The sequence below is a fragment of the uncultured Methanobrevibacter sp. genome (assembly GCF_902764455.1).
Classification (GTDB): Archaea; Methanobacteriota; Methanobacteria; order Methanobacteriales; family Methanobacteriaceae; genus Methanocatella.
The window spans coordinates 2,239-19,158 of sequence record NZ_CACWVY010000010.1; the positions used below are offsets into that span (position 1 = coordinate 2,239).

Genomic DNA, 16,920 nt, shown 5'->3' on the forward strand with positions numbered 1-16,920 from the left:
CGACATTATTGATTTTAATGCTTCTGAAGGCACCATATATAATGAAACTACTGGTGTTTGGACTATTGGAAACTTGAATAATGGCACAAATGTTACTTTAGTCATTAAATCCATTGCAATAAATGATGGTGATGACATACTTCATAATGTCTCAGTATCCTGTAATGAAACTGAATGGAATTTCACAAACAATAAGGCTGATATTACCGTTGATGTTGTTATTCTTCCGTATCCGGTAAAAACTGTAAACAATAACACTCCGTATTACAATGATATTATTGAGTATAATTTAACCATTGTTAATATCGGCACTACAGATTATGCTGGTGCTTTGAATGTCACTGACACTTTGCCTGATGGTTTGAAATTTGTTCGTTATGTAGTTAATGGTGCTACTGAGTATGCTCAGTTTGTGAATGTTAATAATCAGACTGTTACATGGTTTATTACAGATATTGCTCGTAAGTCTAATGCTACTATTACTGTTTGGGTTAAAGTAGTTGGACTTGGTGATAATATTATCAGGGACAGTACTTTCATTTCTAATAATGTGACTAGTAATCCTGCTGTTAAGTATGTTGGTAATTTAACCAATAATTTGACTGTTACTGGCCCTAATGGTACTGCTAAGACAGTTAACTGTACTGTTTATCCGGTTCCTATTGTAGATATTTCTGTTAATATTACAAGCGACAAGGATGAGTACTTTATAGATGATATTGCTGTCTGGACAATAACTGTTTCAAATGCTGGTAATGCTTCTAATCTACTGGTGTTTGGACTATTGGAAACTTGAATAATGGCACAAATGTTACTTTGGTGATTAATTCCGTTGCTAAACATGAAGGAGATGACATTCCTCATATTGTATCTGTGTCCTGTAATGAAACTGAATGGAATTTCACTAACAATAAAGCAAACAAACTTGTTGACGTTATTCCTTATCCGGTAAAAACTGTTAATAATGATACTCCTTATTATCATGAAGAGATTGAGTATAATTTGACTGTTGTTAATACTGGTGCGGATAATTATACTGATGTTTTAACTGTTATTGATAGTTTACCTGCTGGTTTAGAGTTTGTCAAAACAGTAAATGTTATTGGTGCTGTTAAAGTTAGTGAAGATAAAAATGGTCAAGTCATTATCTGGAAATTAACTAATATTTCTACTAATAACGCTACTATTGTTGTTAGGGTTAAAGTTAACAGTTTAGGTAATTTAACTAATAATTTGACTGTTGTTGGTCCTAAAGGCAGTAGCAGAACTGTAAACTGTACAATTAATCCTATGCCTATTGTAGATTTATCAGTTAACATTACCAGCGACAAAGTTGAATACTTTGTTGATGATGTTGCTGTTTGGACAATAACTGTTCACAATGCTGCTAACGGTACAAATGCTTCAAATATTAAGTTGAATGAATTGATTCCTGATGAGTTTGAATATATGTACTGTGACCTTCCGGATGGTACTGTATATAATGAAACTACTGGAGTTTGGAGCATTCCTGAATTGGCTAACGGTACTGATATTACTTTGAAAATATATTCCCACGCTAAGATTCCTGCAGATGACATTGAAGTTAATGTTAATGTCACCTGTGATGAAACAGAGTGGAATATCACTAACAACAAGGATAATATGATTGTTGAGATTGTAGCATTCCATAAACCTGTTAAAACTGTTTCCAACAGTACTCCTTATTATCATGAATATGTGAATTTTACAATGACTGTTGAGAATTTAGGTAATTATACATATACCAGTAATTTCACTGTTATTGACACTTTGCCTGCTGGTTTAGAGTTTATTAGGACTCTCAGCATTAATGGTGCTAAGAATATCAGTGAGGTACATGATGGTCAGAATGTTACTTGGATTTTAACAAATATTCCTGCTAAGTCCAATGCTACTATCGTTATTCTGGTTAAGGTTAATGCTGTTGGTGATTTGACTAATAATTTAACTGTTATTGGTCCTCGTGGTGCTACTGACATGGTTAACTGTACTATTGCTCCTATGCCTATTGTTGATATTTCTGTTAACATTACTAGTGATAAGGATGAGTACTTTGTTGACGATATAGCTGTTTGGACAGTCACAGTTCACAATGCCGAAAACGGTACCAATGCGACTAATGTTACTTTGAAGGATTTATTCCCATCTGATTATTTCGAATTCATTAATTGCACTTTACCGGACGGCACAGTATATAATGAAACAACCGGTGTTTGGACAATCGGAAACTTGGCAAACGGTACTAACGTTACTTTGGTAATCAATTCTCATGTTATACAAAGTGGAGATGATATTCCTCATAATGTTTCAGCAACATGTAATGAAACAGACTGGAATATGACAAACAATAAAGCTGGTATTACAGTTGATGTTTATGATCTCCCATATCCTGTAAAATCCGTTAATAATAATACTCCGTATTACAATGATGTAATTAAGTATAATTTGACTATTGTTAATGATGGTGCTATTGAATATACTGATGTCTTGAACGTCACTGACACTTTACCTGATGGTTTAAAATTTGTTGGTTATGTAGTTAAAGATGCTAATGAGGCTGCTAAATATGTAAATGTTAATAATCAGACTGTAACCTGGTTTATAACAAATATTGCAGGTAAATCTAAAGCTACAATTACTGTTTGGGTTAAAGTTGTTGGTCTTGGTGATAATATTATCAGCGACAGTACTTTCATTACTAATAATGTGACTAGAGATCCTGCAGTTAAGTATGTTGGCAATTTAACCAATAATGTGACTGTTACTGGTCCTAATGGAATTAACAATACTGACAATTGTACTGTATATCCTATTCCTATTGTTGATATTTCAGTTAATATTACTAGTGATAAGGATGAGTACTTTGTTGATGATGTTGCTGTTTGGACTATAACTGTTTCAAATGCTGCTAATGCTACTAATGCCACAAATATTAAATTGAATGAATTGATTCCTGATGAATTTGAGTTCATGTACTCTTCCGATGATGTTGCTTATAACAATGAAACAGGAGTTTGGACCATTCCTGAATTGGCAAATGGTACTGATGTTACTTTAGTGATTTATACTCATGCTAAAGTTCCTGCAAGTGATATTGAAAATAAAGTTAATGTTACCTGTGATGAAAAAGAGTGGAATTACACTAACAACAAGGATAATATAATTGTTGAGATTGTAGCGTTCCATAAACCTGTTAAAACTGTTTCCAACAGTACTCCGTATTATCATGAATATGTAAACTATACATTAACTGTTGAGAATTTAGGTAATAATATGTATGCCAGCAATTTCACTGTTATTGACAGTTTACCTGCTGGTTTAGAGTTTATTAGGACTCTCAGCATTTCAGGTGCTAAGAATATTAGTGAGGTTCATAATGGTCAGAATGTTACTTGGATTTTAACCAATATTCCTGCTAAGTCCAATGCTACTATCGTTATCTTGGTTAAAGTTAATGCTGTTGGTGATTTGACTAATAATTTAACTGTTGTTGGTCCTCGTAACTCTACAGAAGTAGTTAACTGTACTATTACTGCTGTGCCTATTGTTGATATTTCTGTTAACATTACCAGTGATAAGGATGAGTACTTTGTTGATGATGTTGCTGTCTGGACTATTACTGTAACTAATGCTGCTAACGGTACTAATGCTTCAAGTATCAACTTAAGCGAATTGCTTCCAGATGAGTTTGAGTATATGTACTGTGATGCTCCTGATGGTACTGTATATAATGAGACTACTGGTGTTTGGAGTATTCCTGACTTGGCTAATGGTACAAATGTTACTTTGGTGATTTACGCTCATGCTAAAAATCCTGCTAATGATATTACTAACAAAGTTAATGTGTCCTGTGATGAAAAAGAATGGGATTACGATAACAATGATGATAAAAAGACTGTTGATATTATTTCATTTCACAGGCCTGAGAAGACTGTTTCCAACAGTACTCCGTATTATCATGAATATGTGAATTATACATTGACACTTGAGAATTTAGGAAATAACATGTACACTAGCAATTTCACTGTTATTGACAGTTTACCTGATGGTTTAGAGTTTATTAAGACTCTCAGTATTAGTAATGCTAAGAATATCAGTGAAGTTCGTGAAGGTCAAGTAATTACTTGGATTTTAACTGATATTCCTGCTAAGTCTAATGCAACTATCGTTATCTTGGTTAAAGTTAATGCTGTTGGTGATTTGACTAACAATTTAACTGTCAAAGGTCCTCGTAACTCTACTGACATGGCCAACTGTACTATTGCTCCTATGCCTATTGTTGATATTTCTGTTAACATTACCAGTGATAAGGATGAGTACTTTGTTGATGATGTTGCTGTTTGGACTATTACTGTTTCAAATGCCGCTAACGGTACAAATGCAACTAATATTAACTTAAAAGATCTGTTCTCACCTGAAAACTTCAAATTGATTAACTGTACTGACAGTAACGGTAAATCTTATGATGTAACCGATGATGTATGGATTATTCCTGTAATCGCCAATGGTACAAATATTACATTTACAGTAGAAGCTCTTGCAGTTACTCCTGGAAATAATATTATTGGCACTGCTGAAGTTAATTGTACTGAAGATGAATGGAATTATGATAACAATAAAGCAATTAAACCAGTTAATATAGTTCCTCTTCCTAAACCTGTAAAAGATGTATCCAACGATACCCCATATTACCATGAAGAGATTGAATATAATTTAACTGTTGTTAATGTTGGTAGTGATAATTATATGGATAATTTAACTCTTATTGACAGTTTGCCTGATGGTTTAGAGTTTATCAAAACCGTTAATGTTATTGGTGCTGTTAAAGTCAGTGAAAATCAAAATGGTCAAGTAATTACCTGGATGTTAACTAATATTACTAAAGGTAGTGCTACTATTACTATTTTGGTTAAAGTTAATGCTGTTGGTGATTTAACTAATAATTTAACTGTTGTTGGACCTAAAGGCAATAGCACTACTGTAAACTGTACTATTACTGCTGTGCCTATTGTTGATATTTCTGTTAATATTACTAGTGATAAGGATGAGTACTTTGTTGATGATGTTGCTGTTTGGACTATTACTGTTTCAAATGCTGCTAACGCTACAAATGCTTCTGATGTTAAATTAAGCGAATTGATTCCAGATGAGTTTGAATATATGTACTGTGATCTTCCAGATGGTACTTCATATAATGAAACTACTGGTGTTTGGACAATCGGAAACTTGACTAATGGTACTGATGTTACTTTAGTGATTTATGCTCATGCTAAAGACCCAGCAAATGATATTGTTAATGAAGTAAATGCAACCTGTGCTGAAAAAGAATGGAATTACACTAACAACGATGATAAAAAGATTGTTGACATTGTTTCATTCCATAGGCCTGAGAAAACTGTTTCAAATAGTACTCCTTATTATCATGAGTTTGTTGAGTATACTTTGACTGTTGAGAATTTAGGTAATAATAAGTATATTAGTGAGTTTGATGTTATTGACTCCTTGCCTGTTGGTTTAGAGTTTAATGGAACTCTTAGTATTGTTGGTGCTGATTTGATTAAGGAAAGTGTTGATGGTCAAGTTGTTAAATGGGCTATTACTAATATTTCTGCTAAGTCTAATGCTACTATTGTTATTAGGGTTAAGGTTAATGCTGTTGGTGATTTGACTAATAATTTAACTGTTGTTGGTCCTCGTGGTGCTACTGATATGGTTAACTGTACTATTACTCCTGTTCCTTTAGTTGATATTTCTGTTAATATTACTAGTGATAAGGATGAGTATTTCGTTGATGATGTTGCTGTTTGGACCATTACTGTTTCAAATGCTGCTAACGGTACTAACGCTTCTAACATTAAGTTGAGTGAATTGCTTCCTGATGAGTTTGAATTTATCAACTGTACTGTTACTGGCGGTACTTATGATGATGAAACTGGTGTTTGGAGTATTCCTGAATTGGCTAATGGAACTAATGTGACTTTAGTCATTAATTCTCGTGCTAAGACTCCTGCTGATGATATTACTAACAAAGTTAATGCTTCATGTGATGAGAAAGAATGGGATTACTATAATAATGATGCAGTTAAATCTGTAGGTATTGTTCCTCTTCCACAGCCTGTTAAAACTGTTAATAATGATACTCCTTATTATCATGATGTGATTGAGTGTGAAAATCAAAATGGTCAAGTGATTACCTGGGTTTTAACTAATATTGCTAAAGGTAGTGCTGCTATCGTTGTTAAGGTTAAAGTTAATGCTGTTGGTGATTTGACTAATAATTTAACTGTTGTTGGTCCTAATGGTACTAGTAAGACTGTTAATGAGACTGTTTATCCTGTTCCTTTAGTGGATATTTCTGTTAATATTACTAGTGATAAGGATGAGTATTTCGTTGATGATGTTGCTGTTTGGACTGTAATTGTATCCAATGCAGGCAATGGTACTAACGCTTCAAATATCAAGTTGAGTGAATTGCTTCCTGATGAGTTTGAATTTATCAACTGTACTGTTACTGGTGGTACTTATGATGATGAAACTGGTGTTTGGAGTATTCCTGAATTGGCTAATGGAACTAATGTGACTTTAGTCATTAATTCCCGTGCTGTAACTCCTGCAAATAACATTGTAAATGAAGTTAATGCTTCATGTGATGAGAAAGAGTGGGAGTACAATAATAATGATGCAGTTAAATCTGTAGGTATTGTTCCTCTTCCACAGCCTGTTAAAACTGTTAATAATGATACTCCTTATTATCATGATGTGATTGAGTGGTCAAGTGATTACCTGGGTTTTAACTAATATTGCTAAAGGTAGTGCTACTATCGTTGTTAAAGTTAAAGTTAATGCTGTTGGTGATTTAACCAATAATTTAACTATTGTAGGTCCTCATGGCACTGATGCTACAGTCAACTGTACAATAAAACCAATTCCTATCGTTGATATTTCAGTAAACATTACTACTGATAAAGAGGAGTATTTCATCGATGACATTGCAGTTGTCAACATTACTGTATCCAACAGTCCTGACAGTAACAATGCAACCCAAGTTTCATTAAGCGATTTCATTCCTGATGAATTTGAATTCGTTGATTGTAATCTATCCAGCGGTACTTTTGATCCTGTCAGTAAGGTTTGGTTTATTGGTGACTTGGAAAACGGCACTCAAGTATCTTTAGTATTGTTCTTACGTGCTAAATCTGTTGGAATAGATATCGATAATGCTGTTGAAGTAAGATGTGGTGAAAAAGAGATAAACTACACTAACAATAGGGATCATAAGCCTGTTGTGATTGTTCCTCTTCCAGAAATTCAAAAGTCAGTAAACACTACAAGAACCTATAACCACAGGTTCGTAGAATATTACTTGACAGTCAACAATACAGGTAATAACAATTACACTAAAAACTTGACAGTTATTGATAATTTGCCTGTTGGTTTGATATTCAGCGGAACCATAAGCATTGAAGGTGCTGACTTGGTAGTGGAAAATGTAAACGGTCAAAACATTAGTTGGATAATAAATAATATTCCTGCAAAATCCATTGCAGTAATAACCTTGAAGGTCTTTGTAAATGGTACTGGTGATTTGGTTAACAATTTAACCATTATTGACATTAACGGCAAAAATGACACAGTTAACTGTACAATCACTTCAGATCCAGTAGCAGATTTAGAAATTATAAAATTCGTTTCATCTACAATCCCACATAAAAACGATAAAATCATTTGGACAATCATTGTTACTAATAAAGGGCCAAACACTGCTGTAAACACAAAAGTAACAGATAAATTGCCTTCTGGCTTAATTTATGTCTCAGATGATTCCCTAAATAATTATAATTCTAAATCAGGAATCTGGACTATTGGAGATCTTGCAAATGGAGAATCTGCAAAAATCAACATTGTCACTTTGGTTGCAACCACCAACAGGACAATCGTCAATCTTGCAGATGTAACTTCAGACACATATGACCCTAACGATACAAACAATCACTGCAACAGTTCAACTACTGTTCCTCCTGAAGCTGATTTGGTTATCACTGTTGAACCTGAAGTTGAAGAGGTCATTGTCGGTGATAAAGTTGTCATCAAAGTTATAGTCGTAAACAATGGTCCTGATACTGCAGAAAACACTCGTGCATCCATTAAGTTGCCTAAAGGATTGGAACTTTTAGGAGAAGAAGTATCTAAAGGTACTTATGATCCTGAAACTGGAATCTGGACAATCGGGGATTTAGCTCCTGGAGAAGAGGTTACTCTCATACTTAATACCAGAGCGTTGGTAAGCGGCAAAGTCATTGTTGAAGCAAGTGTCATCAGTGATACCTTTGACAGCGACCTTTCAAACAACAACGACTCTGCTGAAGTTGAAGTATTGCCTCCTCAAGAGCAAAATAAAGTTTCAGTAAGTGAAACTCCTAAAATGTATGCTACAGGCAATCCAATCGTAATGGTTCTATTGGCGTTACTTGCAATTGCAGGCGTAAGTCTAAGAAGAAAAGATTAAACACGAAATGGGAAAATTAATTTTCCCATACTTTTTATTTTTTTCATTAACATTCATTTAATGCAATTTTCATTCGATAATTTTGCATGTTGACATTAAAATCATTTATTTAAGCGGACTTCTTTTTCATAATTATCATCTTGTCATGTTATTTCCATAACTTTCACCACTTAATCTACATATCAACACTCAAATCCTAACTTTTCATATAATTCAAACATTTTAAAAGTTATGAATTAAATAAATATTTATGATTAAATTATATGTGTGATTAAATGAAAAGTGATAGTATTAAAAAAGGAATTCAAAGAGCTCCCCACAGATCTCTTTTAAGAGCATGCGGACTTGAAGATGATGACTTTAAAAAACCGTTTATTGGTATAGCAAACAGTTATACAGATATTGTACCTGGTCACATTCACCTTAAAGCCCTTGTTGAATTTGTAAAAGAAGGAATCATCGCTGCCGGCGGTATTCCATTTGAATTTGATACAATGGCAGTTTGTGACGGAATCAGTATGAACCATGAAGGTATGAAATATTCCCTGCCTTCAAGGGAAATCATCGCAGCAACAGTTGAAAGTATGACCAAAGGACATGCATTTGACGGACTGGTATTGATTCCAAGCTGTGATAAAGTAGTTCCTGGAATGATTATGGGTGCAGCAAGAGTTAATGTACCATCAATTGTCGTTACTGGAGGACCTATGGCATCAGGTTCTTATAAGGGCAAACCTGCAGATTTAATCACTGTATTTGAAGCAGTTGGAGCATATTCTGCTGGAAAAATGACTGAAGAAGAAGTAAATGAACTTGAAAAATGTGCATGTCCTGGTGCCGGAAGCTGTTCAGGATTATTTACAGCAAACACAATGGCATGTATTACCGAAACATTAGGATTATCACTTCCGACCTGTGCAACCACTCATGCTTTAACAGAAGAAAACAACCAGGTTGCATTCGAGTCAGGCAGACAGATTATCAAACTGGTTGAAGATGACATTAAACCGTCTGATATTATGACTCAGGAAGCTTTCAACAATGCAATAGCAGTTGATATGGCACTTGGAGGTTCATCCAATACAGCATTACATATTCCTGCTTTGGCAAGTGAAGTTGAAGGTGTTGATGTTGATTTGGAACTCTTTGATGAAATATCAAGAAAAGTACCTCATATCGCATTGATATCTCCTGCAGGTGAAGATTCAATGATGGATTTACATTTGGCCGGTGGTATTCAGGCAGTTCTTAAAACATTAGGAGACAAAATTGATACAAATCAGTTAACTGTTACCGGAAAGACTATTGCTGAAAATCTTGAAAATGTTGAAAACAAAAACACTGATGTTATTCGTACATTGGATAATCCTGTACATGAAGATGGTGGAATTGCAATTCTTAAAGGTAATCTTGCTCCAAACGGAAGTGTTGTTAAAAAAGGTGCAGTTGCAGATCATTTAATGCATCTTAAAGGTCCGGCTAAAGTATATAATTCAGAAGAGGATGTAACAAAAGCAATATTTGACCATGAAATCGATGAAGGAGACATTGTTGTAATCAGATATGAAGGACCTAAAGGTGGACCTGGTATGCGTGAAATGCTCAATCCAACCTCTGCTCTTGCAGGAATGAACATTAAGGATGTCGGATTAATCACTGACGGAAGGTTCTCCGGAGGAACACGTGGGCCTTGTATAGGACATGTATCTCCTGAAGCCAGAGAAGATGGTCCGATTGCCGCAATAAAAGATGGGGACATTATTGAGATTGACATTAACAACAGATTAATTAATGTTGAACTTTCAGATGAAGAAATCGAAGCAAGACTTAAAGATGTCAAACACCCTGAAAGTGATGTTGCAGGATGGTTGGCATTGTATCAGAAACTGGTTCACTCAGCAGATACTGGTGCTATATTAAGGTAGTGTTTAAATGGAAATACTTAATTATTCAGAGATTGATTTAACTGAAACTATCAAAAGATCAGAAGAAGATGTAAACAAGGTATTAGACATTGTTTCTGACATTTTAAACAATGTTAGAGTAAATAAAGATAATGCTATTAGAGAATATACTGAGAAGTTTGATGGTGTTACAATAGAAAATTTGAAAGTATCCAAAGATGAAATTGAAGAGGCTTATGAAACTTTGGATGATGAATTGCTTGTGGCTTTAAAGCAAGCGGCAGATAATATTGAAAAATTTCATAAAAGGCAAATTCCATCTGAGTGGGAAATGGAAGTAAATCCAGGTATTGTTGCAGGTCAAATTGTAAGGCCAATTAACTCTGCCGGATGTTATATCCCTGGAGGTCGTGCGGCTTACCCTTCATCAATATTGATGACAGTAATTCCAGCAAAAATTGCCGGTGTTAAAAAAGTCGTTTGTGTGACACCTCCACAAAAGGACGGAAAAATTTTAGATGCCATTTTGGTTGCAGCAGATATTGCAGGTGCAGATGAGATATATAAAGTCGGTGGAGCACAGGCAATTGCAGGTCTTGCATATGGTACCGAGTCAATACCTCGTGTAGAAAAAATTGTCGGTCCGGGTAATATATTCGTTACAGCTGCAAAAAAATTAGTATATGGTCAAGTAGATATTGAGTTTCCTGCAGGTCCTTCAGAAGTGCTTATATTGGCGGATTCTACTGCAAACCCTGAATTTTTAGCAACTGACATATTAGCACAGGCAGAACATGACCCTAATGCTTCATGTTTTTTAGTAACTGATGATGAGGACCTGGCTATTAAGACAGATGAATTTGTCAGGCAGTTAACCGAGACTGCACCAAGGCGTGAAATTATAGAAGAATCATTATCAAAAAGTGGAAAAATCATTGTCACTAACACTTTTGAGGAAGCAATTTATGTTACAAATGAATATGCTCCCGAACATTTAATCATATCCACAGCTGATGATGATGAAACATTATCACACATTAAAAATGCCGGTTCAATCTTTTTAGGTGCATACTCACCTGTTGCAGCAGGAGATTACGGATCCGGAACAAACCACGTTTTGCCTACAGGAGGCGGTGCTAAAATGTATTCCGGCCTTTCAACTGAAGCATTTATTAAAAAGCCTACAGTTCAAAGACTTACTAAAGAGGGTCTTAAGGAGCTTTCAAAAACTTCTGTACCGATTGCGGAATATGAAGGTTTTTTTGCACATGCAAATTCATTTAAAACAAGATTAAGAGATTAAATAAGGATTTGATTTTTAATCCTTACATTTTTTTTTTAAACGATTTTTTTTGATAAGTTTTACTAGAATTATTTCTTAATATTTGATTTTAAAAGACATTTTCAATATTTTAACATATATTTATTAAACATTAAAAATAAACTAAAATTATAATGAAAATTTATCATTATTATTAATTTTTACAAACCTAGAGGTGAATAATTTGCAAGGTTTATTAAACGATTGGAGAAGAACTAACTACGCTAACCAATGCAATTCCGAAATTGCAGGCAGTGATGTTACTGTAATGGGTTGGGTACATGAAATCCGTGATTTCGGTGGAATCATGTTCGTTATCCTCCGTGATGTGACCGGTAGAGTTCAAATAACTGCTCCAAGCAAAAAAGTTGACGAAAAAATTATGGAAGAATTAAGAGAATTAAGAAAAGAATCAGTTGTTGCAATTAAAGGTATGGCTCAGGAAGCTCCTAAAGCTCCAAATGGTGTTGAAATTTTACCAAAAGAAGTTAAAGTTCTAAACTTAGCTAACCAACCTTTACCAATGGATCCAACTGAAAAAGTTAAAGCTGGAATTGATACAAGATTAGATTCAAGATTCTTGGATATCAGAAAAGAAAATGTTTCAGCTATTTTCAAAATTAAAGGTCAAATGTTCCATACCATAAGAGATTTCTTCTATGATAATGGATTTTTTGAAATTAACACTCCTAAACTTGTAGCATCCGCTACTGAAGGAGGAACAGAATTATTCCCGATTATCTACTTTGAAAAAGAAGCATTTTTAGGCCAATCTCCACAATTGTACAAACAGATGATGATGGCTAGTGGAATGGATAAAGTATTTGAAATCGGTCAAATTTTCAGAGCAGAAGAGCATGATACCTTAAGACACTTAAATGAAGCTGTTTCCATCGATGCTGAAGCTTCATTCATGGATGATGAAGATGTAATGAACATCTTAAATGACATGCTCGTTAATGTAATTACCGATATCAACAATAACTGTGCCGATGAATTGGAAATCTTAGGTCATGAAATTGAAGTTCCGCAAAAAAGATTCCCACACGTAACTTACGATGAAGCTTTAGAAATCGTAAATGCCGGTGATGTTGAAATGGAATGGGGAGAAGACTTATCCCGTGAAGCTGAAAAAGTTTTAGGAGATGCTATGGGCGGATTTTATTTCTTAACTGAATGGCCATCTGAAATCAAACCGTTCTATGTAATGCCTAAGGAAGGAGACGAAAAATACTCTCACGCTTTCGATTTAATGTACAATAACCTTGAATTGTCTTCAGGTGCTACCCGTGTACACCAGCACGATTTACTTGTAAAACAAATCGAAGAAAGAGGATTAAACCCGGACGGATTTGGAAGCTATCTTAAAGCATTTGAATACGGTATGCCTCCTCATGCAGGTTGGGGTGTAGGTGCTGACAGGTTAACCATGGTACTTACCGGCGCTGAAAACATCCGTGAATGTGTACTCTTCCCAAGAGACAGACACAGACTAACCCCTTAATACTTTCTTTTTTGGATTATTATGGATGAATATGAGATAGCTGTTATTGGCGGAGGTCCTGCAGGAATCATGGCGGCTATTGCTGCCAGTCAAAATTCCTCAAATGTGATATTGCTTGAGAAAAACTCCTCTTTGGGACGAAAGCTTCTTATGAGCGGAGGTGGAAGATGCAATATTACAAACCAAAAACCAATTAAAAAGCTATTGAATGTTTATCCTCAAAAAAACTTTTTAAAACACTCTTTTTTTACATTTACAAATGAAATGTTACTCTCAATTTTTGAAGATAAGGGATTGAATTTCATTGAAGAAGATGATAACAGAATATTTCCCGAAAGTGAAAAATCCAAAGATGTCTTAAATATTTTAACTGATTATCTTGATAGTGTTGTTATAAGTTATAACTTAGAAGTTAAAAGTATCGAAAGGGGATTTATTATAAATGATAATATAAAGGCAGATAAGGTTATTGTCGCAACTGGAGGAATTACCTATCCTCAGACCGGCTGCAGTCCTGACAACTATTTTTTAACCTCACAGCCTGTAACCGATATAAAATATGGTCTTGCTCCATTAATCACTAAAAAAGATCTCTCATCCATTGCGGGAATTACTCTTTTTGATGTGGTTGTAAGTTATAAGAAACATAAAGTGAAAGGCAATGTTTTGTTTTCTCATGTTGGCCTGACCGGTCCGGCAATCATAAATTTAAGCAATGAAATTTCAGAAGTTTTAACTTATAACTTATTAGAAAACGAACCAAAACTAGACTTTGAAATAGCTATTGATTTGTGCCCGAATTTATCACGTGATGATTTGCACGAAAAGTTTAACAGCGATTTTCAGCTTAAGGGAAAAACAATGCTTAAAAATTATCTGAAGATGTTTCTGACAAACAGTTTCATTGAATTCTTTTTAAACGAGATAAATTTGGATGGTGAACTGCAGCTGTCAAGAGTCAACAAAAAAAGTAAAAATCGTCTGATTGAAAATTTAAAAAGGTTTACATTTGAAATAACAGATTTCAATAAGGATTTGGCAAAAGTTACAATTGGCGGTGTTGATTTGGATAATATTAATCCAAAAACAATGGAGTCAACATTAATCCCCAACCTATATTTTGCAGGGGAAGTTTTGGATTTGCACGGTCCTACCGGTGGCTATAACTTAAAAATCGCTTTTTCAACAGGTTATCTTGCGGGAATGTCTGCCAGTGAAAAATAATTTTTGAAGTTATCTATTAATTTTAACATTTACTTTCAAAATATCAAAATATTTAACATATATTTAATTCAAAAATTAAATCATGACAGACAAAATGTTCATGGGTGCATCAACTAAACAAGGTCTCGATATTGCCAACAAAAGTAGAGAGATTATCCGTGGCCTTATTGGTGATGATGTCAAAGATTTGAAACCTATAGAAAGAGACATCGTTGAAAGGATTGTTCATTCAACTGCAGATCCTGAATATGCAAAATTAGTGAAAATGAGTCCTGATTTTGTAGATGCAGCTATGGCGTCCCTTAAAAATAAAGAAACTATTTTAACTGATATTAACATGGTTAAATATGGTATTACAAGGTATGAGGGTGAAGTTGAATGTTATATCAAAAACGAAGAAGTTGTTAAAATAGCTAAAGAGCATCAGATTACAAGAGCTGCCGCTGCCATGAGATATGCTGCACAGAATGACTTTGAAGGTATTGTAGTTTCAGGTAATGCTCCGACTGCTGTTTTTGAAGCTATGGATTTATACCAGAAAGGTGAAATGAATCTTAAAGCTATTGTAGGAGTTCCTGTTGGTTTTGTAGGAGCCGCTGATTCTAAAGAGGCACTGCATAATTCAAATATTCCAAATATTATTGTTGAGGGACCAAAAGGCGGAACACCAATTGCTGTAGCTTGTGTAAATTCCTTAATTCAACATTTGTAGAGTGATAAAATGTATTCCGAAGAATTGTTTAATGAATCCAGAAAGTATTTCCCGGGAGGAGTAAATTCTCCAGTCCGTGCTTTTAAGCCTTATCCGTTTTTCGTTAAAAGTGCTGGAGGATCTAAACTCACTGATGTGGATGGAAAAACTTATATTGACCACTGTTTAGCTTATGGTCCTTTAATTTTAGGTCATGCAGACCCTAAAGTTGTAAGAGAAGTTTCCAATCAATTGACTATTGGAACTGCATACGGTACTCCTACTGAAAATGAAATAACTCTTGCAAAAGAGGTAGTTGACAGAATTCCTTCTGCTGAAATGGTAAGATTTGCAAATAGTGGAACTGAAGCTACCATGAGTGCAATCAGGCTTGCAAGAGGTTTTACAGGCAGGGATAAAATTGTCAAGTTTGAAGGAGCTTATCACGGAGCTCATGATTATGTGCTTGTGAAAGGCGGTTCCGGAGCAGCTACACTTCCTGACTCTCCCGGAATTCCTGAAGACACTACAAAAAATACTTTATCCGTTCCGTTCAATGATGAAGAAGCTTTAACAGAGTTAATTGAAAAAGAAGGTGAAAACATTGCTTGTATAATCATGGAGGTTGTAATGGGCAATGTTGGTTGTATTGAACCAAAACCTGGATTTTTAGATTTCATTAGAAAAATAACTGAAGAAAATGGAATTGTATTAATATTTGATGAAGTAATCACAGGTTTTAGAGCATCACGCGGTGGGGCTCAGGAGTATTATGGTGTCACTCCCGATTTAACAACTCTCGGTAAGATTGTTGGAGGAGGGCTTCCGATGGGTGCCTTTTGTGGTAAGGCGGAAATTATGGAACTGATTGCACCTCAAGGTCCGGTGTATCAGGCAGGTACATTTTCAGGTAATCCTGTATCTGTACAGGCAGGTATTTCCACATTAACACAACTCGATGATGCATTTTACAAAGAGCTTGAGCGAAAAGGTAATTACCTGAGAGGAAATATCAAATCCATAATCGAAGATGAAGAATACAACATTCAACCTGTCGGTCTTGCATCTATGTTTCAAATTTATTTCAATCCTGCACCTGTATATAATTATGCTGATGCTCAGGAATCAGACAGAAAGAAATTCCTGAGATACTTCAAGGCATTGTTAAAAGAAGGTGTATTCATTCCACCATCTCAATTTGAATGTAATTTTATTTCAAATGCTCATACAATGGAGGATTTACAGAAAACCTCAGATGCAATTGAAATTGCTTTAGAGATGGCATTTAAAAAATCAAGAAGGTAATACAATGGATATAGACTTTAAAGAAATAGCATCTTATGCAATTATTCTTATTATAGTGTTGATTGCCGCTCAGCACTTGAATGTAGTAGTTTCTGGCAGTATGGAACCTGCGTTTTACAGAGGAGATATTGTTCTAGTTCAAAAAGCGGATTTTCTAGGCCTTCATGAATTCGATCCTAAGGATGTTAAAGTAGGTGATGTGGTTGTTTATGATGCGGCATGGTATAACCAGCCTGTTATTCACAGGGTAATAAACATTACAAATATCAACGGAACTACGATGTATATGATTAAGGGGGACAATAACAATGCTCCCGATCCCTATTATGTAAAGGCAGATCAGATTAATGAGAAGGTAGTCACACTTGGAGATAATTTGATTGTCATTCCAAAAGTTGGTTATCTTTCCCTATGGTTAAGAGGTTTATGATTATTAAGGTGAGT

The 16,920-nt window shown here is 34.8% G+C and carries 10 protein-coding genes; all 10 read left to right on the forward strand.

Annotated features, from left to right (window positions below; genetic code table 11):
- Positions 1-796 (forward strand): hypothetical protein (locus QZU75_RS03430; protein WP_296881555.1); only part of this gene is annotated, 796 nt, incomplete at its 5' end.
- Positions 797-819: 23 nt separating this feature from the next.
- Positions 820-6,819, forward strand: a complete 6,000-nt coding sequence (locus QZU75_RS03435; protein ID WP_296881651.1) for a hypothetical protein — start codon at positions 820-822, stop codon at positions 6,817-6,819.
- On the forward strand, positions 6,797-8,527 hold the full coding sequence (locus tag QZU75_RS03440; RefSeq protein ID WP_296881556.1) for a hypothetical protein: 1,731 nt from the start codon (positions 6,797-6,799) through the stop codon (positions 8,525-8,527). Before QZU75_RS03435 ends, QZU75_RS03440 begins: the two co-directional genes overlap by 23 nt.
- A 275-nt stretch (positions 8,528-8,802) precedes the next feature.
- The gene (ilvD, locus tag QZU75_RS03445; protein WP_296881557.1) at positions 8,803-10,452 is read left to right on the forward strand and encodes a dihydroxy-acid dehydratase; all 1,650 of its coding nucleotides are present in this window, start codon (positions 8,803-8,805) and stop codon (positions 10,450-10,452) included.
- Positions 10,453-10,459: 7 nt separating this feature from the next.
- Positions 10,460-11,734: a histidinol dehydrogenase gene (gene hisD, locus QZU75_RS03450; RefSeq protein WP_296881558.1), complete on the forward strand. Its 1,275-nt coding sequence runs from the start codon at positions 10,460-10,462 to the stop codon at positions 11,732-11,734.
- A 202-nt stretch (positions 11,735-11,936) separates the two neighbouring features.
- On the forward strand, positions 11,937-13,256 hold the full coding sequence (gene aspS, locus QZU75_RS03455) for an aspartate--tRNA(Asn) ligase (protein WP_296881559.1): 1,320 nt from the start codon (positions 11,937-11,939) through the stop codon (positions 13,254-13,256).
- Between the two features lie 21 nt (positions 13,257-13,277).
- Positions 13,278-14,480, forward strand: coding sequence for an aminoacetone oxidase family FAD-binding enzyme (locus QZU75_RS03460; protein ID WP_296881560.1), 1,203 nt, complete (start codon positions 13,278-13,280; stop codon positions 14,478-14,480).
- A gap of 82 nt (positions 14,481-14,562) precedes the next feature.
- Entirely contained in the window at positions 14,563-15,192 is a 630-nt protein-coding gene (locus QZU75_RS03465; RefSeq protein ID WP_296881561.1) for a cobalt-precorrin-8 methylmutase, read from the forward strand.
- Positions 15,193-15,201: 9 nt separating this feature from the next.
- The gene (gene hemL / locus QZU75_RS03470; RefSeq protein WP_296881562.1) at positions 15,202-16,476 is read left to right on the forward strand and encodes a glutamate-1-semialdehyde 2,1-aminomutase; all 1,275 of its coding nucleotides are present in this window, start codon (positions 15,202-15,204) and stop codon (positions 16,474-16,476) included.
- Positions 16,477-16,480: 4 nt separating this feature from the next.
- Positions 16,481-16,906: a signal peptidase I gene (locus QZU75_RS03475; protein WP_296881563.1), complete on the forward strand. Its 426-nt coding sequence runs from the start codon at positions 16,481-16,483 to the stop codon at positions 16,904-16,906.
- The last annotated feature ends 14 nt before the right edge of the window (positions 16,907-16,920 follow it).